The sequence below is a fragment of the Stenomitos rutilans genome (genome assembly GCF_059505485.1).
Window position 1 is genome coordinate 1 of sequence record NZ_JCACKR010000105.1, and the last position, 22,743, is coordinate 22,743.

22 protein-coding genes are annotated in these 22,743 nt (G+C 51.1%); 14 read left to right on the forward strand and 8 right to left on the reverse strand.

The features are described from left to right. Window positions 1-27: 27 nt before the first annotated feature. Together AC5JLP_RS20910 and AC5JLP_RS20915 are read right to left on the reverse strand one after the other, a co-directional pair. Window positions 28-216 (reverse strand): hypothetical protein, encoded by a 189-nt coding sequence (locus tag AC5JLP_RS20910; RefSeq protein ID WP_496069882.1) that lies wholly within the window; start codon window positions 214-216, stop codon window positions 28-30. A 181-nt stretch (window positions 217-397) separates the two neighbouring features. Next, complete coding sequence (locus AC5JLP_RS20915) at window positions 398-1,936, reverse strand: phytoene desaturase family protein (protein WP_496069883.1); 1,539 nt, start codon at window positions 1,934-1,936, stop codon at window positions 398-400. A gap of 281 nt (window positions 1,937-2,217) precedes the next feature. Here AC5JLP_RS20915 and AC5JLP_RS20920 point away from each other — a divergent pair, with 281 nt between their 5' ends. Together AC5JLP_RS20920 and AC5JLP_RS20925 are read left to right on the forward strand one after the other, a co-directional pair. Continuing rightward, window positions 2,218-2,571, forward strand: a complete 354-nt coding sequence (locus AC5JLP_RS20920) for a Uma2 family endonuclease (protein ID WP_496069884.1) — start codon at window positions 2,218-2,220, stop codon at window positions 2,569-2,571. Further along, a complete protein-coding gene (locus AC5JLP_RS20925) occupies window positions 2,555-2,770 on the forward strand; it encodes a hypothetical protein (protein ID WP_496069885.1) in 216 nt (71 codons plus the stop codon). Before AC5JLP_RS20920 ends, AC5JLP_RS20925 begins: the two co-directional genes overlap by 17 nt. Before the next feature lie 519 nt (window positions 2,771-3,289). On the opposite strand, the gene gatA is transcribed toward AC5JLP_RS20925, so the two are convergent. Then, window positions 3,290-4,753 (reverse strand): Asp-tRNA(Asn)/Glu-tRNA(Gln) amidotransferase subunit GatA, encoded by a 1,464-nt coding sequence (gene gatA / locus AC5JLP_RS20930; protein WP_496069886.1) that lies wholly within the window; start codon window positions 4,751-4,753, stop codon window positions 3,290-3,292. A 374-nt stretch (window positions 4,754-5,127) separates the two neighbouring features. Here gatA and AC5JLP_RS20935 point away from each other — a divergent pair, with 374 nt between their 5' ends. The 3 genes from AC5JLP_RS20935 (at window position 5,128) to AC5JLP_RS20945 (ending at window position 6,401) form a co-directional block, all read left to right on the forward strand. Further along, a complete protein-coding gene (locus AC5JLP_RS20935; RefSeq protein WP_496069887.1) occupies window positions 5,128-5,325 on the forward strand; it encodes a Uma2 family endonuclease in 198 nt (65 codons plus the stop codon). Further along, the gene (locus AC5JLP_RS20940; RefSeq protein ID WP_496069888.1) at window positions 5,295-5,522 is read left to right on the forward strand and encodes a Uma2 family endonuclease; all 228 of its coding nucleotides are present in this window, start codon (window positions 5,295-5,297) and stop codon (window positions 5,520-5,522) included. Before AC5JLP_RS20935 ends, AC5JLP_RS20940 begins: the two co-directional genes overlap by 31 nt. A gap of 105 nt (window positions 5,523-5,627) precedes the next feature. Further along, window positions 5,628-6,401, forward strand: coding sequence for a DsbA family protein (locus AC5JLP_RS20945; protein WP_496069889.1), 774 nt, complete (start codon window positions 5,628-5,630; stop codon window positions 6,399-6,401). A 234-nt stretch (window positions 6,402-6,635) separates the two neighbouring features. Here AC5JLP_RS20945 and AC5JLP_RS20950 read toward each other — a convergent pair whose 3' ends face one another. Beyond that, window positions 6,636-7,868 carry an ABC transporter substrate-binding protein gene (locus AC5JLP_RS20950; RefSeq protein WP_496069890.1) on the reverse strand — a complete coding sequence of 411 codons (1,233 nt, stop codon included), beginning with the start codon at window positions 7,866-7,868 and terminating at the stop codon, window positions 6,636-6,638. 687 nt (window positions 7,869-8,555) lie between these two features. On the opposite strand from AC5JLP_RS20950, the gene AC5JLP_RS20955 reads away from it, so the two are divergent. Together AC5JLP_RS20955 and AC5JLP_RS20960 are read left to right on the forward strand one after the other, a co-directional pair. Beyond that, a complete protein-coding gene (locus tag AC5JLP_RS20955) occupies window positions 8,556-8,873 on the forward strand; it encodes a slr1957 family protein (protein ID WP_496069891.1) in 318 nt (105 codons plus the stop codon). Between the two features lie 205 nt (window positions 8,874-9,078). Beyond that, window positions 9,079-9,576 (forward strand): CGLD27 family protein, encoded by a 498-nt coding sequence (locus AC5JLP_RS20960; protein WP_496069892.1) that lies wholly within the window; start codon window positions 9,079-9,081, stop codon window positions 9,574-9,576. Between the two features lie 53 nt (window positions 9,577-9,629). Here AC5JLP_RS20960 and AC5JLP_RS20965 read toward each other — a convergent pair whose 3' ends face one another. Next, complete coding sequence (locus tag AC5JLP_RS20965) at window positions 9,630-9,779, reverse strand: hypothetical protein (protein WP_496069893.1); 150 nt, start codon at window positions 9,777-9,779, stop codon at window positions 9,630-9,632. Between the two features lie 145 nt (window positions 9,780-9,924). Between AC5JLP_RS20965 and AC5JLP_RS20970 the strand changes: the two genes are divergently transcribed. The 3 genes from AC5JLP_RS20970 (at window position 9,925) to AC5JLP_RS20980 (ending at window position 13,242) form a co-directional block, all read left to right on the forward strand. Beyond that, entirely contained in the window at window positions 9,925-10,233 is a 309-nt protein-coding gene (locus tag AC5JLP_RS20970) for a hypothetical protein (protein WP_496069894.1), read from the forward strand. A 35-nt stretch (window positions 10,234-10,268) separates the two neighbouring features. Beyond that, window positions 10,269-11,225 (forward strand): HetZ-related protein 2, encoded by a 957-nt coding sequence (locus AC5JLP_RS20975; protein WP_496069895.1) that lies wholly within the window; start codon window positions 10,269-10,271, stop codon window positions 11,223-11,225. A gap of 625 nt (window positions 11,226-11,850) precedes the next feature. Continuing rightward, window positions 11,851-13,242: an ATPase, T2SS/T4P/T4SS family gene (locus AC5JLP_RS20980; RefSeq protein WP_496069896.1), complete on the forward strand. Its 1,392-nt coding sequence runs from the start codon at window positions 11,851-11,853 to the stop codon at window positions 13,240-13,242. Between the two features lie 253 nt (window positions 13,243-13,495). Here AC5JLP_RS20980 and nrtS read toward each other — a convergent pair whose 3' ends face one another. Then, the gene (gene nrtS / locus AC5JLP_RS20985) at window positions 13,496-13,792 is read right to left on the reverse strand and encodes a nitrate/nitrite transporter NrtS (protein WP_496069897.1); all 297 of its coding nucleotides are present in this window, start codon (window positions 13,790-13,792) and stop codon (window positions 13,496-13,498) included. Between the two features lie 29 nt (window positions 13,793-13,821). Next, the gene (locus tag AC5JLP_RS20990) at window positions 13,822-14,709 is read right to left on the reverse strand and encodes a PhzF family phenazine biosynthesis protein (protein ID WP_496069898.1); all 888 of its coding nucleotides are present in this window, start codon (window positions 14,707-14,709) and stop codon (window positions 13,822-13,824) included. A 247-nt stretch (window positions 14,710-14,956) separates the two neighbouring features. On the opposite strand from AC5JLP_RS20990, the gene AC5JLP_RS20995 reads away from it, so the two are divergent. The 3 genes from AC5JLP_RS20995 (at window position 14,957) to AC5JLP_RS21005 (ending at window position 16,725) form a co-directional block, all read left to right on the forward strand. Beyond that, window positions 14,957-15,121: a hypothetical protein gene (locus AC5JLP_RS20995; RefSeq protein WP_496069899.1), complete on the forward strand. Its 165-nt coding sequence runs from the start codon at window positions 14,957-14,959 to the stop codon at window positions 15,119-15,121. Window positions 15,122-15,267: 146 nt separating this feature from the next. Further along, the gene (locus tag AC5JLP_RS21000) at window positions 15,268-15,399 is read left to right on the forward strand and encodes a hypothetical protein (RefSeq protein WP_496069900.1); all 132 of its coding nucleotides are present in this window, start codon (window positions 15,268-15,270) and stop codon (window positions 15,397-15,399) included. A 342-nt stretch (window positions 15,400-15,741) separates the two neighbouring features. After that, complete coding sequence (locus AC5JLP_RS21005; RefSeq protein WP_496069901.1) at window positions 15,742-16,725, forward strand: alpha-ketoacid dehydrogenase subunit beta; 984 nt, start codon at window positions 15,742-15,744, stop codon at window positions 16,723-16,725. 273 nt (window positions 16,726-16,998) lie between these two features. Here AC5JLP_RS21005 and AC5JLP_RS21010 read toward each other — a convergent pair whose 3' ends face one another. Beyond that, window positions 16,999-20,166: an MFS transporter gene (locus AC5JLP_RS21010; RefSeq protein ID WP_496069902.1), complete on the reverse strand. Its 3,168-nt coding sequence runs from the start codon at window positions 20,164-20,166 to the stop codon at window positions 16,999-17,001. A 709-nt stretch (window positions 20,167-20,875) separates the two neighbouring features. Between AC5JLP_RS21010 and AC5JLP_RS21015 the strand changes: the two genes are divergently transcribed. After that, window positions 20,876-22,690, forward strand: coding sequence for an ABC transporter ATP-binding protein (locus AC5JLP_RS21015; RefSeq protein WP_496069903.1), 1,815 nt, complete (start codon window positions 20,876-20,878; stop codon window positions 22,688-22,690). Window positions 22,691-22,743 lie beyond the last annotated feature (53 nt).

Consider the following 22,743-nt stretch of genomic DNA (forward strand, 5'->3'; position numbering starts at 1 on the left):
AAAGGGTTACGGCTCCCTTAATTTTAATTATGAAGATGTCAAATTAACTCTATAGAAGCCACGATCGCCATCCTCCAGTACCGCCAGGACACCCTTGTGAAGCGTTGTAGGTTCTAGTGTTTTACCGCGTGCTTCTTTAACTAAGGCTAAATTAAACCCAACGATTGTTGCCAAGTCTTCGGGCTTAGCTCTACGAATGATTGGAGCGATCGTCATGAAGAAAACTCTAGGAATAATGATGCTTGCTTCTCATCAAATTGGGCAGCTAGAGCGCGTCATCAATTAAGCTCAGAAACATTGAGGTATCAGCAATACCATGCCCGTCCTAACAAATGAGACTGGGGGCTGGAACCCCTGCTGTAAGTGATGCGTATGAGTAATTGATGATAGTCTCTAGCTAAAGCGACAGATCCTTCAGCAATTCTACTGTTTGCCCTGGCTGTACTAACGTATTGGCGCATAGAATTCCAGAAGCCGCGACCGCAGGAACACCAATTCCCGGCATGGTGCTGTCACCCACACGGTACAGACCCGCAATCGGGGTTTGGGCGCTGGGAAACATCCCTTGACCAGCCGCAATGGCGGGGCCATAGGTGCCCAGATGACGACGGAGGTAGCGGGCGTGGGTGAGCGGTGTGCCGATGAGTTCTAACACAGTGCGCGATCGCACATCTGGAATCACCTTCTCTAACGCCCGGAACAAGGGTTCTGCACGTTCTCGCTTTCGTTCCGCGTAGTCGCTGCCTCGCTGCCAGTCGGTATAGGGTTCCAGGGTATAGGCATGGACGACGTGATGACCCGCTGGAGCTAGATTCGCGTCCCACACAGAGGGAATGGAAATCATGCAGGTATTGCCTGGAACAGTAAGATCCTGATCGGCACTGTGCAGGACAACATGATGTCCCGTGAGGTGCTCTAAGCCGTTCGATCGAATGCCCAGATGCAGGTGCATGAAGCTATCTACGGCGGGAGTTCCTAAAGCATTTTGGCGATAGCTTGCTGGTAGATCATCTGGTTTCAACAAGTGGCTGTACGTATCCCAAACGGTGGCGTTGGAAATGACGATCGCCGCTTTTAACGTCTCGCCATTCCGCAAGCGCACCCCAACGGCTTTACCAGATTCCACTAAAATCTGCTCAACGTGAGCACCTAACCGCAACGTACCGCCCCATTTCTGCAAGCCTCGTACCAATGCCTGTACGATCGCCCCACTGCCACCAATAGGATAATCAATCACAGAATGCGTCCGTTCACCAAACATAAAGGCAACTTCGGGTGCGATCGTTCCTTCGGCGTTGAGTCCAGAAAGGAGAAAACACTCCAGATCAATCAATCGCCGCAGCCAGGGATCGTGCAAATCACGCATCAAATCGGCAACAGAGCTTTGCACAGCGCCCGCTTGCGGCAACAGCTTGAGCAAGGATGGCAAATAGCGAGTGAGCAAAAGGGGAACCAGGTGCCAATCGGCTCGTAGTGCCAGAGTAGGAATGCCTTGCAATGCCTCGTACAAAGCCAGCAGTCGTTTTTCTAGCCGAGCCAGTTCGATGGCACCTTGCGGCGTGATTTGCGCGATCGCCGCCCGATAGCGATCGACATTTCCATAGACCGGGAAGGTGCCTTCAGGAAAGTGGTAATGCCCCATCGGGTCGTAGGCGATCGCGGGTACTGACTCTTCTAACACGTCCAGCACTTGCCGCAATGGGTTGAGTGAGTGGCGATCGCTCAACCCGCAGTAAAACGACGGTCCCGAATCAAACTCAAACCCCTGTCGCGAGAAGCTGTGCGCCGCTCCACCCGGAATGGTGTGGCTTTCACAAATCAGCACCCGCTTGCCATAACGAGCCAGCAGCGCTCCTGCCACTAATCCACCAATGCCGCTGCCAATGACAATGACATCAAGGTTTCCATCATCCTGACACTGCGACGCTTGTTCCATACCTGCATCATTGCCCACTCATGCCTCTGGCATTGTAACGAGAGGTCAAAGTAAATCGGGAGAATTGGTCGATCGCGTGTCCAGAATGATCATCTGCACGGTAGCGCGATCAAACATGCTAGGTTTAAACCACCGTAAGCGCTCGCTAGAGAAGGGTTGAGGCAATGTCACACGTGCAGGCAACCCAACCAGATGTGATCTACCCGGACAGTGACAAGCAACCAATGGCAGATAACACCAAGCAGTTTGAATGAATTGTCCTGATCAAAAAAAATTTAGACTTGCTCTTTGATGCCAATCCTGATGTATTTGTGGCAGGCGATTTGCTCTGGTATCCCGTGCAAGGCGACAACACCCTGTGGCAAGCGCCCGATATGATGGTGGTGATGGGACCACTCAAAGGCGATCGCGGTTCTTACAAGCAATGGGAAGAAGCCAACCTGCCGCCCACAGTCGTTTTTGAAATTCTGTCTCCTGGCAATCGCTTAAGCAATTTCGCCAAAAAGCTGCAATTCTATAGCCGCTATGGGGTTGAGGAATACTACATCTATGACCCGGATGACGGCAAACTGGATCGGTTGGCTCCGCACCGATACCGCGTTAGACATCATCGACGAAATGACAGGCTGGGTTAGTCCCTGCTTGGGTATTCGCTTTGAGCCAACCCCCGAAATCCTAGAAATCTTTCGTCCCGATGGGCAGAAATTTCTGACTTACACGGAGTTGGCACAGCAGTTAGAACAGGCAGAACAACGGGCAGAGCAAGTAGAACAACGGGCCGCACGTTTGGTAGAGCAGTTACGCGCTTTGGGTGTTGATCCAGAGCCGCGCTGAAAGACATTCGAGCTTGAACGCTAAAGTTGCAGTGCGGGTAGTCCCTCACTGTTGAGAAGGTTGCGATCGACATCGGCGTTGAGCAAAAGGGCGATCGCGTCTTCATTTTTTGCGATCGGCTACTCGCTTGCTGCGCTAACAAGCTCAACCTATCACTAAACGGATAAGAGAGACCAGAAAACTTAGAATTGTTCGCTCCAGAAGTGGAACGCTTCTGTTTCATACCGATTTAAAGAATGACGGCTACAGATCAATCGGTGGGTAGGGGCAAGGCAATGCCTTGCCTCTACAGGATGTGTCGCATTTTCAATTCAAATTGGTATCAGATGAGAAAATCTAATGCAAAAGAGCCGCGCTTACTGTTTGTGATGACACGCGGGACGTAAATGGCTTTTCGATTGATACCGAAAAGCGTTCACTGAAACAGGCAGCAGCATAATTGAACCATTAAGGACGATCGTTCACGCTTCAAACTGCGATCGTCCTACTTAAACCAGCATCCTTCAGCGTTGCGATCGCTCACTTTACCGTTGGCGTTTGCTTGTGCCAGTCGGTTGCTTGCTCATAGGCATGGGCAACTTGAAGCACCTGATCTTCGCGGAGGACGTTGCCGATAATTTGGAGACCGATCGGCAAGCCGTGATCGTCAAAGCCACAGGGCACGCTGATGCCGGGTAATCCTGCTAAATTGACGGGAATGGTCATCAGGTCAATGAGGTACATGCTGAGCGGATCGGTGGTTTTGTCGCCTGCTTTGAACGCAGTTGAGGGTGCGGTGGGACTCACCAAGACATCCACCTGCCCAAAGGCGGCTTCAAAGTCTTGTTTGATCAGTGTCCGCACTTTCTGCGCTTTGAGGTAGTACGCATCGTAATAGCCAGCCGAGAGCGCGTAGGTGCCGATCATAATCCGGCGTTTGACCTCCGCACCAAACCCTTCAGCACGGGTGCGCGTGTACATATCTATTAGGTTCTTGGCATCGGCAATCCGGGTGCCGTATTTCACGCCATCGTACCGAGCGAGGTTTGCGGAGGCTTCGGAGGGTGCAATGATGTAATACGCCGCAATGCCGTACCGAAAGCGCGGACAGGAGATTTCTTGAATTTCGGCTCCCAGACTTTTAAGCTGGTCGATCGCCCCTCTTACTGCTTTTTCCACCGCTGGATCAAGCCCCTCGCCAAACGTTTCCTTAATCACGCCGACTTTCTTACCTTTAAGGTCGGTTGTGAGAAACTGCGTGTAGTCGGGCACGTCAACCTTGAGGCTGGTGGAGTCTTGCGGGTCATACCCTGCGATCGCGCCCAGCAAAATGGCAGCATCTTCAACGGATTGGGCAAACGGCCCGATTTGATCTAAGGAAGACGCGAAGGCGACGAGTCCATAGCGCGACACCAATCCGTAAGTCGGCTTCATGCCCACAATGCCGCAGAACGAAGCGGGCTGACGAATAGATCCACCCGTATCAGACCCTAACGACACGACACATTCTCCTGCTGCGACGGCGGCGGCTGAGCCGCCTGATGAGCCACCCGGCACTCGTGAGGTGTCCCAGGGATTTGCTGTGAGCTGAAACGCCGATGTTTCCGTTGAGCCGCCCATCGCAAATTCATCCAGGTTCGTCTTGCCCACCATGACGGCTCCCGCAGCCGCCAGCTTTTGCGTCACCGTCGATTCATAGGGCGGCACAAAATTTTCGAGAATGCGCGAGGCACAGGTTGTCGGAATCCCTTTCGTGCAGAGGTTATCTTTAATGCCGATCGGAATTCCTGCCAGCAGCCCAATGTCTTCACCCGCCGCGATTCTGGCATCCACCTGTCGTGCCTGCTCCAGGGCATGATCCGCTGTCACCTGCAAAAAGCTATGCAGCGTTGGCTCCAGGGTTTGAATTTGCTCAAGTGCCTGTTGCGTGATTTCAACCGCCGATCGCTCCTTGCTGATGAGTTGCTGGTGCAATTCGCGGATGGAACTGCGAAGGGATGCCATGCCGTGACCTCGTTCTGACTCTATGTGCAACCTACAGTATACGGTTCAGCGCCAGCGCGATCGCTGATAGCACAGCAACCCCTGCGATCGCGGCATCTCCTATAGTGAAGTGAACCATTCTTGTTTTAGAGGCAACCATTGTGTTCACTCTAGCCCTGCGTCCCACGTTAGACCTCACCGATGAGCAGTTTGAGCAAATCTGTCAGGCCAACTGAGACTTGAAATTTGAGCGCACAGCCAAAGGAGAGCTTGTTATTGTGCCATTGAGTGACGGCGAGACAGGGCGACGCAATTTCAAACTAAGTGCTTGTTTGGAGCTTTGAAGTGATCAGGCTGGGTTAGGTGTTGCCTTTGGTTCATCTACAGGCTTTCAGTTGCCCAATGGTGCGATTCGTTCTCCCGATGCGGCATGGGTGCGCTTAGAGCACTGGCAAGCCTTGACCTTTGAACAACAGAAAAAATATATGCCGCTGTGTCCTGATTTTGTGGTGGAATTACGGTCTGCCAGCGACGAGTTAATAGATCTTCAGGCGATTTTGTGGTGGAATTACGGTCTGCCAGCGACGAGTTAATAGATCTTCAGGCAAAGATGCGAGAGTATCTGGAAAATGGACTGCAACTGGGCTGGCTGCTTGATTCGGAGACAGAAACGGTGGAAATTTACCGATCGCAGCAGCCTGTAGAGATGCTTACAAAGCCTGCTAGCCCTTCTGGGGAGAGCGTTTTACCCGGATTTGTCCTTACGTCAGCCGGGATTTTGACGGCTTAAAGCGCTTAGTTTGTCCATTCAGGTGATCGCACGCAGACGCAAACTGAAGCAACGCTGAAATGTTAGAGTTGCCTAGTCAGAAGCAGCAGTTTGTGGTTGAAGTGTATGGCGATCGTCTCAATGCGATATGTATCTCCAAGGCGCTGGTTTGGTTGGCTGGCGGGGCTTTTAGTGCTGTGTTTCACGCTCTTTGGCTGTTCCATCCCCACTAAGGCCGATAGTCAAGTCAGCCCTCAGCTTAAAGAGCAAGTCTTACAAATTATTCGAGACAACCCAGAAGCGATTCTCGATTCGGTGCAAGCGTATCAGCGCAAGCAACAAGCCGCCCAACAGCAAGCCCAACAAGCCTTTTTGCAACAAACAAAGACGAATCCCAAAGCGCTGATTGGTACCTCTCCTACAACGGGTGCCAAAGCAGGAAAAGTTCTGCTAGTCGAATTTTCCGATTTTCAATGCCCCTATTGCAGCAAAGCACACGCCATCCTACAACCGTTCATAGCAAAGCATCGCGATGTCGTGACCCTGGTTTACAAACACTTTCCTCTAACCAACATCCATGCCGAAGCCATGCCTGCCGCAAAAGCCGCCTGGGCTGCTGGACAGCAAGGGCAGTTCTGGGCGTTCCACGATGCCCTATTTACGCACCAGGAGCAGCTTGGAGAACCGTTCTACCAGGAGACAGCGAAAGCACTCAAGCTCGATTTGACCCGCTTCGATCGCGATCGGGCTAATGCCGAAGCTGCCATTCAGCAAGACGTTGAGCTTGGCAAGAAGCTAGGACTGGCTGGCACCCCCTTCTTTGTGATGAACGGCGAAGCTTTTTCAGGCGTGAGTTCGGTTGAAGAATTAGAGCAAACCCTGGCGCAGGTGAGTAAGTAGAAGGCAGGAGGTAGAAGGCAGAAGGCTAAATGTATTAGCAGAGGGTTTTTGCATGCGGCGATGGCATCAAGCTCACATGCGCGTTGCCGCCTGGAAGGGCTAGTGACGAAGCTAAGACGCGCAAGAGTTTGATTCTTGGAGGCCCTGATACGGTCGCTTATCGTTGGACAGCGCTGCCCCTAGGCAGTGTTTTAAAACACACCCTATATCCCTCCCCCTAAACCCTATAGCTTCTTACTTCAGATACGTAAACTTGCCGCTGCTGCCGTCTGCATCCATTTTGATTTGTGCCACGTAAAACGCCTTCTGAACAATCTCACCTTCTGGGGTAAACGAGATTTCACCCAACGGCGTGCTGTACTTGCCAAGGAGAATCTGCTTATTGAGCGCCACTCGCAAATCAGGTAAGGCTTGCTGACTCACTTTGGTCTGCTTATCTACGACCTTCAACGCATCGACAAAGACCTGTACGCCTGCAAATGCCTGTGCGCTGAACTGGGGCGGCTCTTTCTTAAATTGGCTGCGGTAGGCTTCGCGGAACGCGGCGTTGACATCACCAGGCTGCTCTGGGCTGTAGGCTTGAGCAATCAACACACCATCGCATAACGCTTTACAAACGGGAAAAAGGTTAGATGTATTGAGTCCGTTACCGCCGATGATTAAGCCTTTGTAGCCTAATTCGCGCAGTTGCCGCACCAAGTTTCCTCCATCCGCCGCGAGGCCAGAAATGATGGCAAGATCAGGCTTTAAGTTAAGAGCAGCGGTCGCTTGGCTTTGAAAATCAGTATCAGTGGTTTGAAACTTCTGAACTGTAACCAGTTCTAACTTTTGATCCTTGACGGTCTGCTGAAAAATCTCGGTTTCGGACTTGTTGAAGGCATCATTTTGGGCGTAGAAAACCGCTACTTTCTTGATGTTTGGATTGATTTTGAGTGCAGCCTTCACCGAGTTGGGCGCAACGACAGAGACAGGCGCAGACACACGGGCGATAAAGTCACCGATCTGGGGAATACCTTTAGCCGTGTTGGATGGCCCAATTACAGGTACTTTGGCTCGATCGGCGATCGGATCTGCACCAAACGCCTGCTGCGAGAGTGTAGGGCCGACAATACCCACCACCTTGTCTTTCGTAATAAGGGTTTGAAACGCGTTGATTGCCCCTTGCTCATCGCCACCAGTGTCTTGAAACACCAGCTTGATGGGCGTGCCGTTAATGCCACCTTTGTCGTTAAAGTACTTCTCCGCAATTTTTGCGCCTGCAACTTCTTCTTGCCCTAAAAGCGCGACATTGCTGGTTTGGGCAACTCCAACGCCGATCGCAATTCCGGCTACCGAACTGCTGGGCGATGAAGTGGCTGTGCCTGATGCTTGCGGCGACCCCGATGCTGTTGGTGCAGGGTTAGGACTACAGGCGCTCAGCGCGATCGCGAAAGCCACTAATAACGAGAATCGAGCCTTGGTTTGCATAGCTTTCAGCGTGAGAGACATTATATACATTTGCGTTGTCCATTAAGCCTGCTATTGATTGCGTTCAGATGTATTGCTCGCTGGCTCGTAGCTAGATGGAACGATCGCAGTTTTTATTTCATCACATCCTGCTCACTTTGTGCTGGCTTTTCAGAGTTGAACTTTTTCCAGGGTGAAGCCTTGCTGTGGCAATGGGAGCCAGGAAGCCGCACAATGCAGATGCAAAATGGCTTGCAGCGTGGCTTTTGTTGACAGATGCTCATTAAGTTAGAAGTGGTTTAAACCAGGATTCAAACTAACAACAGATGATCTTTTTTCTAAAGGATTGTAGCAGGTTGTTAATTAGTGTAAACAACAAGCGCTCAAAGCCATGAAACGCCTGCCAGGAAGGAGATAAGCTATCTACAATTAGCGATTTCGATGGTAGGATTCCGCATGAAACAGCTCATTTTCAGGGCGCTTTGAATGCATTTTTTAGACATATGACTGAAAGACGTTAACTTTAATTTCTTTGGCTGTTGCCTAATGAGTGACTCTGTTAGTCTCAAAGCGTAAGGGACTTGCCAAATGCTAGCAAGCGTGATCAAGAACTGGGCTTCAGTTTCATCTAAAACGCTTCACCCTGGCACTTACACCTTTTCCATACTTACCGTTTATTCACAACGACATTTACCAACACGTCGAGATATGAATCATTACGCCCCTCAATGGATTGAAGATTGGTGTGCTGAAAACGGTTGGACTGACCTGTTTCAAGAACGCACTGATTATTGGGCGTTTCCACCCAATGCAGTAATGCCGGTGCCCATTCCTACTCAAGTGTTGAGAGCAATCAAGGCAAAGCGCGGCTTGTGTTTTGAAGAGAAAATTTGGTGTGCCGCTGCTGGCCTAAGTGCTATCACTGCTGGTGCGTTTAGTTATTTCTTTGCCTCCCCAATGCCATTGGTGGCTGCTTTTACTTTCTGTGCCGTTGTGATGGCGCGGATGGAGGATGACGCGCTTTAGTCACCCGTTTGCGCAATGCTTTGCCCCAAAATGCTTCGCTTCAAAGTAGACAGTTTGCTTGGTCTAACGTGTTGGTTCCCCTACGTTCTATAGCAATAGGCGTAGGGGAATTTTTTGAAATCCGATCGCCTACAGCCCTCTCGTGCCTACGGCTGAAGTCGTTTATAGTGTAGAGTGTGCTAGCTCGCTACCACATGGCTTAACCATGAAGTCTTCTGTCTCTGCCTGTCCGGTTCCACTTGAGCAGCAGCCCTTAAACGAATACGGGGCATTAAAAGAATCCTGGTTTTTCCGGTGGGCAACGCTCGACTTACCGCCATACATCCGGAAGCTGTGCTGGGTTTGGGGCTGGAGTTGGCTTATTGCAGGGCCGATCGCGGCTGCCAGTTTTCCGCCTGCCAAACATCCGGCTCAGTTTGCGTTGGCTGGTACCGCAGGGGCTACTTTATTTTTGTCGTTAGTGTTGACTCGTCTATATCTGGGCTGGACGTATATTCGGTCTCGTCTATCAAACGCCACGATTTTTTATGAAGAGTCGGGTTGGTACGATGGGCAACTCTGGGCAAAGCCACCCGAAATGCTGGTACAGGATCGTCTTGTGGTGACATACCAGATTCAGCCCATTCTCAAACGTCTGACGCAAACGTTTGGTGTACTCGCGATCGTGTCGATTGCTGGTGCGCTGGCGTGGCAGTTTATATAGGCAGAAGGTAAAGGGCAAAGGGTAGGCAAAAGGTCAAGGGCATTCCTCGCAAGTTAAGACAAACCTGTTCCTGTCAAGACGGCTGGGGACGGTGACCAGTCGAGCTTGGGAAGGTTTTGGCGTACCGCCTTGAGGCCAGCAAGGTCGCGCTTTGCCGATGCCGCGATGTCGGGCAGGGGGTCAGTGGTCGTGCGCTTAGCCACGCAACGCCTGGCGTGGTTGGCTGACAACTGCGTTGGGTAACGCTGGTGGCTGACGTCGTCGCACGTGGTCTTGGAGGCTCGCTGAGTGGGGCATACTATCAAGTGGCTAGCTTGACTTTCACCTGCATTCCTTCACTTTCTACCAATGCCCTTTGCCTTCTGCCATCAGCGATCAGCGGTTAGCTTTCAATGCTCCACTGTCCCGCTTACTTCTAACAACCAACAACTTCTTCTGCCCTCTGCCTTCTACCTTTTGCAGCTCGATCGTGCAAAACTCAACGTTCAAAATGCTGAACTTTGGAATGCGGTTAGTACAATGCTAATTATGTTGATCGACAATGCTCTGCATCAAGATCGCAAACCAGTCAGCCAACCGCAGTTTTCTAAAGTTGGAAACCCAGACTCGCTATTGTGGGTGGTGCGTCAAATGGGCAAGGTAAGGCAAACTCTTTAATAGAGGGCGTTTAGAACGACTGGGATGACAACCTCATGGTCTTGACTCAAACGATGGTATTGGCTGACGTATTAGAAACCGAGTGGCGATCGCGCTTAGAGGCAGATATCCCACACCACAGTGCCGCGACGCGAGAGAGCATCGTGCGCTGGCTTATGGGTGAAAATCTGGATCGGTTTGATGACCTGTCCCCCACTGCACGGCAGGTTGCAGAGCAAGCGATGGACTACCGCTACCGGATTTTGCGTCAGCGCTATCTTGACTTTGGGCCTGAGCGTGCTTACAAAAGCCTGATTCAACGTCTCAGTAGCCTCTTCTTAATTCGCAACAAGATCCGCACGTGGATTGCGTTGTCTCGCGATCGTCAGCGCACTGTGGTTGACGTACTGCAAGAAGTCATTCAAGAACTGCTGCAAACCGATAGCTACATGCAACAGCAAATTCTTTGGATCTCCAAATGCACGCAAGACGCACGGCTGCGGAATGCCCTGCTGTTAGCAAGTACAGAAGAATACTGCCTGCGTCCCATTCGCAATCAGCCCCTGCTTTCCTATCGCTTTGTGAACTACTTGCGTCGCTCTCAACGAGGTGGCATGACCCAGGTTCCGGCCCAAGAGTTTATTCGCTTAGTGTCTGAAGAAATTTCACCGGATGAATCAGAAGGGTCTGTGAGCCTACTGGATTCCCAGGCTGTTGCTCAGTATCAGGATGCTCAAGCAGCAGAAGAACAACAAGAGCTGCGCGCCGCTGTTTGTCAGCGTTTTGAAGCTTACCTGCTGGATAAGCTTGGCCCTACGGCGGCGGAATGGTTGCGCCTCTATCTTCAGGGGCGATCGCAAGAGGCGATCGCCGAAGCGCTGGATATGCCTGTCCGGCAGGTCTACCGTCTTCGCGAAAAGATCAACTACCACGCCGTCCGCGTCTTTGCCTCTAAGAACCAGCAAGATCTGGTCGTCGCCTGGTTGGGAAACGCGCCAGACCGCGACAACTAGACCGTTAACCTTTTAGGCACTTTTGTCAGGTCAGGCGTTAAAGAGAGCCACTTGCTTGAGAAGAAGAGGACGGCGAACTGTGTATGCGACGTGAACTGTGATCTAGAAATAGTATGTGGGTAGTGAGCCGCCCAACAATGCAAAGGCAACGGACGGTTGAAAGTTGCTGGTGGTGCTGTCGAGGCTGCTTGCCGTCGCTGATTTGAGGCGTTACACAAGTGGTAAGAATGGTAAGAATGAAGGGTTCGTTTAGAGGGTGCGATCGACTGTGAAGTAAGTGACCAGAGCAAGGAGCTAATCTTATTTTTGCCATAAGCTAGACTTGATTGACAATCTCATCTGATTCGCACTTCGACGGTTCCGACTGGTTCATTGCCTTTAGCTTCTGCGATCAACCAAAGTAGTTTCTTAATGGCAGTTTGGCAGGCCGATTGGCTCATCTCCAAGTTTGTTTTGTCGAGTACCTTTGGTTTATTCGTTAAGTTCGGGTTGCTTGCATCTTGCTTACGGCTGCAGCTCAAGCATTCGCTCCAACCTTTACAAGACTGTCAACCGCGAAATGCGTGCTAGACGCTTAAGCACTGGGGCAATCTAGATCCTAAGTACACAGGTTCAGTTCACTCCTATGGTGTCTTCACCGAGCGATCACTTTGAAGCACAGGCAGCAGACTCTCAAGACTTTGCGGTTACAGCTAAACCCAAAGCCGATTGGACTGCCCATCTTGATACCGAGCAAGTTTTCCGTTTGATTGATAGCATTCTCCCGTTTGAGGCGTGTCTTTATCATCAACTGCTGCCGCTTTCCCTGGACGGCAGTCGTCTAAAGCTAGGGATGGTCAACCTGGAAGATGCTGCGGCTCTAGACTATGTGCGCCGTATTCTGGCCTACATGAACTGCTCACTCGCACCGCAAACGCTGGCGACCGATGTGCATCATGCGGCGTTGTCTGCGTATCTGAGCTATACAGGCAGCCAGCGACAGCCAAGCCGTCCCAAAGCGACTGCTGTACGCGCGATCGCAGAACACACAGGACAACGGTTGACGGCTCAAGATGCAGCTAAAAAGAGTGCGGCAGAAAGCGCCAAGACTGAGCCTGTTGAAGCAGAGCCTTCCCATCTTGATCAAAACTCCCATCCGACCCTGCTCGTTGATAGTCCCGAAGACCTTAACTTCTACGATTTAGACATTGCAGTCCCTGAAGCGCCGCCTGTGATCATGTCGTCTCCGCTGGTTGCGTCTGATGCTGAGATGGATGCACGATCGCCAGAGTCTGAACAGGTACCCAGCGATGCCAATCGTCTTCGTGAAACGTTCATTCTGAAAGCAGAGCGTCCGCCTACGGCAACCAATCCACCAGAAGTCCCCTCCCCTGTCGATGCATTGCCCATTTTGCCTGTAGAGCCGAAGCATCTGACCGAACCTGTAGTGGCTCTGGCTACCCTGCCACCCTCCGAACTGCTGGTTGAACTGCTAGGACGGCTACTGGTAGGTGGCATTGGGCGCTTGTATTTTGAACGGCAGGCGCAGTATGGTCGCATTCTTTGGAGCCAGAACGGTGTTCTGCAATCGGTTCTAGAAGAACTGCCCCTAGACGCAATTCAAGGCATGGTCAACGAGCTGAAACTGCTAACTCACCTACCCTTGATTCCCATTCAAAAGCCAAAGCAGGTCGAAATTGAGCGACTGTATCAAAAGCAGCGCCTCTTACTCCGTTTACGCGTTATGCCAGGAGCTAATGGAGAAGAAGCAACCGTTCAAGTGCTACGAGGTGCTGCGCTGAAGTTTTACCAGCAGCAACAGCTTGCAAGCCTCAGCCGCGATACGCTGGCGATCGCCCAGGCCCTTCAGCAAAAAGTGACCGAGATCCGCATCCGCTCACGCTTTTACCCTCTGCACAGTCCTGAGCAATTGAATCTTTTGCCTGCGCTCGATCAAGTCATTCAAAACCTTGAGCAACAGCTTGCAGCATTAAAGGCCCTGAGACTGGCTCACAGCCCCGATCAGGAAGCGAAATGAAGTTATGGAAAGAGTAAGGTCTTACCCTGTTGGCTGACAAATCTTGCCGTGATCTCCTACCCCGCCCTGCACTCAAAGTGCGGGCTAACAGAAGGAAGTCCTCTCAAGAGGACTGCAAGCGGCTTTCAACCCGTTCTAACGGGTTTGCATCGTTAGAACGGATTTTAATCACGGGCGGGTAAGCAACGGAACGATCAGCCTTTCAAAGCTTCTGTCAGCCAATCAGAGTTTTATCTGAGCGATCGACCCAACCTCATTTCATTGTCCGTTCCCGCGATTGTGGCAACCTTGCCTTACCAGCCTCGCTCAACAAAGGACTTGGTTGTTTGGACAGCTTGCGACGGTAGCTGTACTGCCCATAGACGTTGACCAAATATGGCATTGCATATGTGGCAGCGACTGAGATCCAGCGATCGACGGTCATTTCGTTGCGTAATAGCGCTAGCCCATGATTGATGGCAAACAGCAAAGAACCCACAAAAACGGCGGTTTTTACGCCTGTAGTGACAAATTCTGGATCAAACAGACTGAGAATATAGCCTCTTATCATCCGCATCAACTCATTGGTTCTAACCGCCCTTAGACAAATTCACCACGCGCAATCAACTGCACTCGACCACCAACAGATACTTGAATCTTAGTGGTTGTCTGGGTTGCTCTTAGTAGCAAGAGTGACGGTCTACCGATTTCATAACCTTGTTCGACACGAACATCAATGGAAGGGGTATCAAAGTAGCGGTACTGAACTAAATAGCCTGCTAGGCAACCATTTGCACTGCCCGTCGCAGGATCTTCAGGAATGCCTAAAGCGTCCGCAAAAACGCGGACGCTCAGTTGATTTTCGGGGTGATAGGTTTCTGGACAAAAGACCAATATTTCTTTGGCTTGAGTCTGTTCAATGAAGGCAAAATAGCGATCTTTATTAATTCTAATTTGCTTTAATGCTTGATGGGTTTTAAGCGGCACGATGATGAATGGCACGCCCGTTGAAACATCTTGAATGGGGAAATTGAGATCAAGATCAGTAACATCCAAATTGAGAATAAGCGCGATCGCGTCTGGTGTAAACGTCTCACCAAAAACGGGCGATCGCTGCTCCATCCAAAGCACGTCAGCCAAACCGTTCGCATAAAAAATATTGACCGGAATTTGACCAACCTTAAGGTTCAGCGCCACTGTCTCAAAAGGCTTCTGGATGATCTTATGCTGCAAAATAAATGCAGTGCCTAACGTTGGATGTCCGGCAAATGGTAGCTCTTGATTCGGTGTAAAGATGCGCACATCATAGCCGCTCGATCGTTGTTCTGGCGACAAAATGAACGTGGTTTCTGAATAGTTCATTTCTTTCGCTAGCTGCTGCATTGTTTCAGTTGCTAGCGATCCAGCATCTGTAAAGACTGCTAACTGATTGCCTGCATATTTCGTCTCGGCAAAAACATCAACAATATAGAAGGTTAAAGACGACATAAGATTGAACTCAAAAACGGATTTAACAGAATAAATATGAAATGATAAGGATTAATAAAAAATCTTAATTCTTGACATAAGAGGGGTGGGAATCTAGCGCTTAAACATCACGCTGTTTCCTGGTTTGGAAACTGCAAATCACATCTTTTCTAACCAATCATCACATGAGAAGACCGCTGTAAATCACGGGAGTTAGCACAAAAACGTTTCATAGTGTAGCTATGTTTACCAAAGGAACGCCCCCAATATGCCATCTCCACACACACAACAAACACAACCTGCTCAGAGTGCTTCTAGTGCTGAATTTACCGCTTCTAGATTCGCACGTAAACCGAAACTCACAATGATTTGGGTAACGGAGTCGATTGGCGATCGCACTCGTCTTGTCGCTCGCTGGACGACGCAAGACTAGAAGCCTCCAGACAAGCGCCTTGCCACAAAAATCCTCTGAGCCATGACGACTTCAGAGGATTTTTTCGTTTTACCAAGTTTTCGTTAACTTTGCCGATTTTTTTGTCGCCACCAGAAGGAAGGAGTAGACGTTGACAAAGAAGCAACATGGTCAGATTAATTGGAACCGGGCTAATTGCAATGGGCGTAGTAGTTGTGTTGATTAACCCCATGCTGGTGCAAATCTGGGTCGCTGCGATCGCGTTGGGGGTGTTGTCACATTGGGTAACGCAGAATTGACAAAGACAGAAGGCAGAAGAAGTTGTAAAGCCCTCGGCATGGCTTCGCTAGGGTTGTTAGTTATTAAAAGCAAGCGGGACAGTGGAGCATTGAAAGCTGAGGGCTGATGGCAGAAGGTAAAAGGCAAAGGGGAAAAGGTAGAAGGCAGAGGAGGCAACTCAAAACTCTTACACCTCTCGCCTCTCACCTCTCTTGAAACTCAAAACTTAGAACTCAAAACTTCTCCCCTCACTCCTCATTCTCCACTCCCTACTACCCGTTCCCACTGATTGCTGACCGCTGACCGCCAAACCTTCCTCGACTCTTGTAAAATGACATCAATTGCCGCAACTAGAGGAACCAATGGCAGAGACACTTTTCTTTAATGCCCTGCGCGAAGCGATCGACGAAGAAATGGAGCGCGACCCAACCGTCATGGTAATGGGAGAAGACGTAGGGCATTACGGCGGTTCCTACAAGGTGACGAAGGATCTGTATAAGAAGTATGGCGATCTGCGGTTGCTGGATACGCCGATCGCGGAGAATAGCTTTACCGGAATGGCAGTGGGAGCCGCGATGACAGGGCTACGACCCATCATTGAAGGCATGAACATGGGGTTCTTGCTGCTGGCCTTTAACCAGATTGCCAACAATGCTGGGATGCTGCGCTATACATCGGGCGGCAACTTCAAGATTCCGATGGTGATTCGGGGACCAGGGGGCGTGGGTCGTCAGTTGGGTGCAGAACATTCGCAGCGGTTAGAGACCTACTTTCAAGCCGTACCAGGACTCAAAATCATTGCGTGTTCCACTCCTTACAACGCCAAAGGATTGTTGAAGTCTGCGATTCGTGACAATAATCCGGTGCTGTTTTTTGAACACGTCCTGCTGTACAACCTGAAGGAAGATTTGCCAGAGGGCGAATATCTGCTGCCGTTGGACAAGGCGGAAGTGGTGCGATCGGGCAAAGATGTCACCATCATCACCTACTCTCGGATGCGTCATCATGTGCTGCAGGCAGTTAAAACGCTTGAAAAAGACGGCTACGATCCCGAAGTGATCGACTTGCTCTCGCTGAAACCGCTGGACTTTGACACGATCGGCGCATCGATTCGCAAAACCCACCGCGTCATCATTGTGGAAGAAGCCATGCGAACGGGCGGGATTGCGGCTGAAGTGATTGCCTCGATTAACGATCGCCTTTTCGACGAACTCGATGCCCCCGTCCTACGGCTCTCATCTCAGGATATTCCCACTCCCTACAATGGCGGTCTGGAAAATCTGACGATCGTCCAGCCGCAGCAAATTGTGGAAGCGGTGCAAAAAATGGTGACGCTCAAAGTCTAAATTGAACGTTTCGGTACTTAGTCATTTTGACCAAAACCTCGGAGGTTTAAGCGACTACATTTGATTGTGATGCCTGATTTTTGGTGAAAACCTCCGAGGTTTGCGTGATACCGATTTAAAGAATGACGGCTACAGATCAATCGGTGGGTAGGGGCAAGGCAATGCCTTGCCCCTACAGGATGTGTCACATTTTCAATTCAAATTGGTATGAGTCGTAATAAAAAAAGCCTCTCCGAAGAGAGGCGTTAGGTGTGAGCCTTTTAGAAACGGTGACTAGACACCTCTAACTGCAAGCGCACCCGCCAAGGCCGCCGCTCCAGCCGAGACAAGGGCGGTGCCAAACAACCACCACGCAGCACTGGCAGCCGCTTTCTGAGTTTCTTTCACCTGCTTCTGCGCCTGATATTTGACCTCTGCCAAGCGGTGTTGAGCGTCTGCTTGCAAACGTTCTGCTCGACGTAGCACGCTGGTACGAGCGTCTTCGACCTGATCGATAATGTGGTTGGCTTGCTCTTCGGAGATGTCTTCGCGAGAGCTAAGGACGGCTACCAGCGTATCGCGGTTGAAACTGCCGAGCCGATCGCGCATCGCGTCAAAACCAGCCTGGGGATCGTAGAACATCGTGCGGACATCGCGCTTGATGCCGTCGTAGTTCAGTTCGGGGCGATCGAGCGAGTTGAGGTAATCCCGAATGCGTGCCAGAATGCTGTCGATAACCGACTGAATGCGGCTCTGGATTTTCTGAACCTGAGCTGACACCTGATCCCGCACAGAGAGTACCTGATCAACAATCCGTTCCGCTTCTGCGGTGGAGATATCCTGACGCTGGGAGAGCAGTGCCACGATGGTTGAGCGATCGACCTGGCTGAGGCGTTCGCCCAGGCTGCTAGCTCCTGCACGGGGATCATTCAGCAACAATTGCAGGTCGCGCTTAATGCCCTCAGGATTGAGTTCATCCTTGTTTGTTTGCAGCAAGTAGCCTTCCACATTGGTCTGGAAATCTTGCACGCGCTGTTTTGTACGCGAAGCTAACCGACGCGGTGAACGGACGATGCGACGAATCGCTTCCTGCACCTGATCGATGTATTGGTTGACTTGTTCTTCGGTGAGGTCGTCTCGTTGGCTTAGCAGCTTGACCAACGTTTCACGATCGACCTGAGAGAGCCGTTGCCGTAGTGCGGATGTGCCCTGCTTGGGATCGTGCAAGAGCGTATTTAAGTCTTGCTGGATGCCATTGGGGTCGAGTTCTGACAGGTTGGTGCGACGCAAATAATCAGCGATCGCGGTCGTCACCTGGTCGTACTGATCCTTCGCTTTGTCTGCCACAATGCGCGGCGCATAGATGACATTGTGACGCACATCCTCAAGTTGGGTGACAATGCGATCAGCCTCTTCAGGCGTGATGTCCTGCCGTTGGGCGAGAAGCTGTACCAACGTGTCTCGATCGACCTGGCTGAGGCGATCGCGCAGGGCAGAACGACCCGCTTGCGGATCATCCAGCAGCAGTTGAAAGTCGCGCTTGATCCCTTCGGGATTGAGTTCTGACTTGTTGGTGTTGCGCAGGTAGGTTTCGACCCGATTGCGTACAGCCAGAGCTTCAGTCTTCACCCGCTCCTGCGATTCACGCGCACTATTCAGCACGCTATCGCGAGTGCTTTCAAGCTGGGTGACGATGCGATCGGCTTCTTCTGGGGTAGTGTCCTGCCGTTGCGCAAGTAGTGCCACCAGCGTGTTGCGGTCAAACTGACTGAGACGAGACTGCAGGGCATCAAAACCAGCCTCGCGATCGTCTAGCAGAAGACGAAAGTCGCGCTCAATGCCTTCGGGATTCAGTTCTTCCTTGTTGGTCGATCGCAGATAGTTTTCCACCCGACTACGAGCATCTTGCGACTGTTCTTGAGCCGCTGCTGCCATCACCGTACTCAGCGTTGAAACCCGAATGACTTCTAGCTGATCGGCAATTTCAGAAACTCTCGCAGGCGTGAGGTCATTACGCTGCGTCAGCACATCCACAAAGTAGGAGCGGTTCAGTTGCTCTAACTGCCGTTGCACGGTGAGCGGATCGGCTTCAGGATCGTAAATCACATCCCGAAACTCAGTCTGTAGCGTTTCGCGATTCAGATGCCAGGAATAGGCATTCAGCAAGTAGTTTTCAACATCTGCCTTGACAGTGTTAAACGGCTGTCCCGGAACTTTTTGCGCCACCTGTTTTGTAGTGTCGCCAAGCTTATCCTTGGCTGTCTGAAGTTGACCGAGAATTTTCTCCACATTCAGGTCAGACAAATCCCCACGTCCCATCACCGTTCCAATCAGGCTGGTAAAACCAAACTGAAGCGCTCGATTCACCAAACTGCTTTCTTCTTTGGGCGATTGCGCAGAGGCCAGTTGCTCGGATTGCACTAGCTCACGTTGTGCACGGATCTCTTCGGTCAGACGATCGAGCTTAGCGTTGAGTTCATTAGAGTTCAGCGCTTCAGGTTGAGCAGACTTGAGGTACTCGACTAATTCTGCGGTGGGGTCTTTCTTTTGAAACTGATTGACGACCGACTGCCAAACCGATTCAAGCTGACCAATCACACGCTCCGCATCCCGGCGAGAGAGGTCGGTACGGCTGCTGACCAGATTCACGAACGTACCGCGATCGATACTCCGTAGCCGATCAGCAATTTCTACGGGAGAGCCACTGCCCGCAATTTCGCGCAATTCTGGATCGTTGACTAGCTTCTCAAATTCGCTACGAACCTTGGACATATCCAATCCCGCTGGACGCAAGGCATCCAAATAATCTTCGATCGAATCGCGCACGCTAGCCGGATCAAGCCCTGAACCTAGTTCTCGTCGGACGGCTGCTGCCGCTGCCTCTGCGGTTGCTACAACCTGATTGTTAACAGCTTTTGCACCCAACGCGGCGGTCGCCGTACCAAAAATGGCTTGAAAGCCGGAGACAGCCGTGTTGACGACTGAACCCGCGAGAGAGCCAACGGTCATTGAGCTAAACAACACCAGTAAAACAAAGTAAGCGCCCCAGATCACGACGCCCACGATCGCGCCGAGTGCAGCACTGGTGATAAGGCTTAGCTTTACGGCTAGCAAACATGCTAGAAACAGCGCCACACTTACCGTAATGAGCGTCCATAACCCTACTGCAAAGCCAATTTTCTTCACCGTTCCGCCGAGACTTCCGGCTTCGTGGTCATCATCTGAGTCCGAATGGGACGATCGTCCCAAATACGAAATGCCTGCTGCAACCGAAAGATTGGTTAGCAATAATTGAAAGGCAAACGCCAATACCAACCCCGCAATCAAGGCAATAAAAAATTGTGGACCTGAAAATACTAGAGCGGCCCTCTCAGGTGTATCGACCGCCCCTTCCACGGGCACTTGAGCCATCCATAGCGGTAGGCTGCCCAGTCTCAACGCTAGGCCAAAATGACTAACCATACTGAAAATTCCCTCATGAAAGCTCAACTCAAGCAGCCCACAACTTGCAGAGGTTTAATACGCCTTTAGCATAGAAGCATTGCTCTTGTTGTACACAGAATCGCCGAGGTCATCGCGTTGCTTCATCTCTCCTGAGTTGGAAGCGATCGCGCCCAAGGGATGAAATGTAGGGGGTAAGGCGCTGTTGATTAAAAGAAGGTAAAGGTTGAAAGAGAGAATAAACGCTAGAAGGGAAGAGAAAGAAGCTAGGGCTTACGCGCAACCTTCGAAGGTTTGAACCAGGAATCAAGCATCACCACCAAATGACATCGCTTAAACTTCCGAGGCTTTAGTCAAGATTAAGTCATTTTTCTGCTTCGGAAATTTTGGCAAACAGTCGAATTTGTATTACAATACTACTTCTGTAGCATAACTCAAGGCTTCGTGCTGTGTGCCTGGAAGCAAGCTGTGCGATCGCTCAATGCACTATCCGCTCAATGCACAATCTGCTCAATGCACTATCCGCTCAATGCACTATCCGCTCAATGCACTGTCCGCTTAATGCACTATTCGCTTAATGCACTTGCATCGTTAATTTGGTACATCGTCATCTGACACCTAATTCGTTAGTGAAACCCTTATAGCAGAACCGCTGTTCGTCGTGAACAGCTAGCTTGAGTTGCTTACGCGGCTCAATGCAAATCAGGCATCGACCGTTCAAGGAGGAATCATGGCGAAATTTCAAGACATTGTCCGCTATTACCATCGGTACTGGCGGATTTCCGTCTTCAGCATTGCAATGATGAGTGTCTTTGAAATCATTGATTTGTTTGGCCCTTACGCGATCGGGCAGATTCTTAACGTGCTATCTAAGCAGCCGCTGGATCAGCCTGTGCAAAACCTGATTGCAAGCGTTGCACAGGTAACAGGGCAACCACAGGGGCAAATGCTTTCGTTAATGGTTCTCTTAGCAATGGTGTGTCTCGTTTCAGTCGGTCGGGCACCCATTCAACCCTGGTTGGGGCCGTGGTTTAACTGGGATACCGCCTTTCGTGCCCGTCGTGATCACGCTCAAAAGGCACTGGAAAAAGTGCTGACCTTACCACTGGAGTTCTACGACGAAAACAACCCTGGACGGATTGCGGCACGCGTTGCTAAGGGGATTTCTAACCATACATGGACGTATCCCGAAATTACAGGTCAACTCTTGCCCAAAGTGGCCCGCATTATCGGCATCTTCACCGTCATCTGGCTGATTGAGTGGCGCATTGCGATCGTCTTGCTTCTTTCCTTTGTCGGCATTCTCAGCTTCAGCCTATCGGGGTTGACCAGGTTGACAAAACAGGAAGAAAAGCTCGATCGCTATATTGAAGACACGGAAAGCCGAAACTCGGAGATCATCACGAACATCAAAACGGTGAAAGCCTTTGCGACTGAAGCCCAAGAGCTGACACGACAGCGCCAACGGTTCGAGCGTGAGTTCAAAGTGGTGGATTATCGTATTCACAAAGGTTACGTCAAGCTAGGGATGTACGAGCGGACGATCGTGCAAAGCTGCGTCTTTTTGGTGCTGGTCTTTACGCTCATGGCAGCGGTGCGAGGCGAAATTTCGCTCGGTCATTTTGTCACCACGCTAACGGTCTCCAGCATGGCGTATGCCGAAGTCGAGCCGATTAGCCAACTGGCAGAAGTCTTTGCCCGCCGCTATGCCTCAATGATTCGCTTTCACGAATTCATGCAGCTTCCCATTGGGAAAGATGCGGGTAGTTTGGTGCGAGACAAGGATGCAGAGCCATATCAGTTCACAGGCAAGGTGGAGTTTTCGCACCTGACCTTCGGGTATGACCCCGATCGCCCGGTGCTGAAGGACATTAATCTGCTCATCGAACCGTATCAAACGGTGGCATTGGTAGGACGATCGGGGTCTGGCAAGTCCACCCTGGTCAAGCTTCTGTTCCGCTACTTCGAGCCAAATAGCGGCAGCATTCTGATGGATGGGTACGACCTGCGCCGTCTGGATGTAACCGGCTACCGCAAACGGTTGGCGATCGTCCACCAAGAAGTGGATATCTTCAACGGCACGTTGATGGATAACCTACTCTATGGCAATCCCAACGCGACGATCGAGCAAGTGCGCGAAGCCTGCCGCATTGCCCAGGCAGACGACTTCATCCGCCATATGCCCAACGGCTATGCGACGATCGTCGGTGAACGGGGTGTTCGCCTCTCTGGTGGTCAGCGTCAACGAGTCGGCATCGCCCGTGCCCTGATTATGGAACCAGATGTGCTGATTTTTGACGAAGCGACCTCTAGCCTGGATTACGAGTCGGAGCGATCAATCCAACTGGCGATGCGCGCCATTCTTGGCACCCGCACGCTGATCATCATCGCTCATCGTCTCAGCACCGTCCGTGAAGCTGACAAAATTGTGGTTCTCGAAAACGGTCGCATTGTGGAAGTTGGCAACCACGATGAATTGCTGAACAGCGCAGGCATCTATCGCCGCCTGCACTCCCTCCAGGAAACAGGCGAACTGCTGGCTTAAGCGAGAACAAGGGGTTCCAGGAGTTTTGTCAATCAACCAGGGGTGAGCGCAAT

What these genes read in the sequence shown, in the direction of transcription:
- AC5JLP_RS20910 (WP_496069882.1), bottom strand. Translation starts at nt 216, where the DNA reads ATGACGATCGCTCCAATCATTCGTAGAGCTAAGCCCGAAGACTTGGCA.
- AC5JLP_RS20915 (WP_496069883.1), bottom strand. Translation starts at nt 1,936, where the DNA reads ATGGAACAAGCGTCGCAGTGTCAGGATGATGGAAACCTTGATGTCATT.
- AC5JLP_RS20925 (WP_496069885.1), top strand. Translation starts at nt 2,555, where the DNA reads ATGACAGGCTGGGTTAGTCCCTGCTTGGGTATTCGCTTTGAGCCAACC.
- gatA (WP_496069886.1), bottom strand. Translation starts at nt 4,753, where the DNA reads ATGGCATCCCTTCGCAGTTCCATCCGCGAATTGCACCAGCAACTCATC.
- AC5JLP_RS20945 (WP_496069889.1), top strand. Translation starts at nt 5,628, where the DNA reads ATGGCGATCGTCTCAATGCGATATGTATCTCCAAGGCGCTGGTTTGGT.
- AC5JLP_RS20950 (WP_496069890.1), bottom strand. Translation starts at nt 7,868, where the DNA reads ATGCAAACCAAGGCTCGATTCTCGTTATTAGTGGCTTTCGCGATCGCG.
- AC5JLP_RS20955 (WP_496069891.1), top strand. Translation starts at nt 8,556, where the DNA reads ATGAATCATTACGCCCCTCAATGGATTGAAGATTGGTGTGCTGAAAAC.
- AC5JLP_RS20960 (WP_496069892.1), top strand. Translation starts at nt 9,079, where the DNA reads ATGAAGTCTTCTGTCTCTGCCTGTCCGGTTCCACTTGAGCAGCAGCCC.
- AC5JLP_RS20970 (WP_496069894.1), top strand. Translation starts at nt 9,925, where the DNA reads ATGCCCTTTGCCTTCTGCCATCAGCGATCAGCGGTTAGCTTTCAATGC.
- AC5JLP_RS20975 (WP_496069895.1), top strand. Translation starts at nt 10,269, where the DNA reads ATGGTCTTGACTCAAACGATGGTATTGGCTGACGTATTAGAAACCGAG.
- AC5JLP_RS20980 (WP_496069896.1), top strand. Translation starts at nt 11,851, where the DNA reads ATGGTGTCTTCACCGAGCGATCACTTTGAAGCACAGGCAGCAGACTCT.
- nrtS (WP_496069897.1), bottom strand. Translation starts at nt 13,792, where the DNA reads ATGATAAGAGGCTATATTCTCAGTCTGTTTGATCCAGAATTTGTCACT.
- AC5JLP_RS20990 (WP_496069898.1), bottom strand. Translation starts at nt 14,709, where the DNA reads ATGTCGTCTTTAACCTTCTATATTGTTGATGTTTTTGCCGAGACGAAA.
- AC5JLP_RS20995 (WP_496069899.1), top strand. Translation starts at nt 14,957, where the DNA reads ATGCCATCTCCACACACACAACAAACACAACCTGCTCAGAGTGCTTCT.
- AC5JLP_RS21000 (WP_496069900.1), top strand. Translation starts at nt 15,268, where the DNA reads ATGGTCAGATTAATTGGAACCGGGCTAATTGCAATGGGCGTAGTAGTT.
- AC5JLP_RS21005 (WP_496069901.1), top strand. Translation starts at nt 15,742, where the DNA reads ATGGCAGAGACACTTTTCTTTAATGCCCTGCGCGAAGCGATCGACGAA.
- AC5JLP_RS21010 (WP_496069902.1), bottom strand. Translation starts at nt 20,166, where the DNA reads ATGGTTAGTCATTTTGGCCTAGCGTTGAGACTGGGCAGCCTACCGCTA.
- AC5JLP_RS21015 (WP_496069903.1), top strand. Translation starts at nt 20,876, where the DNA reads ATGGCGAAATTTCAAGACATTGTCCGCTATTACCATCGGTACTGGCGG.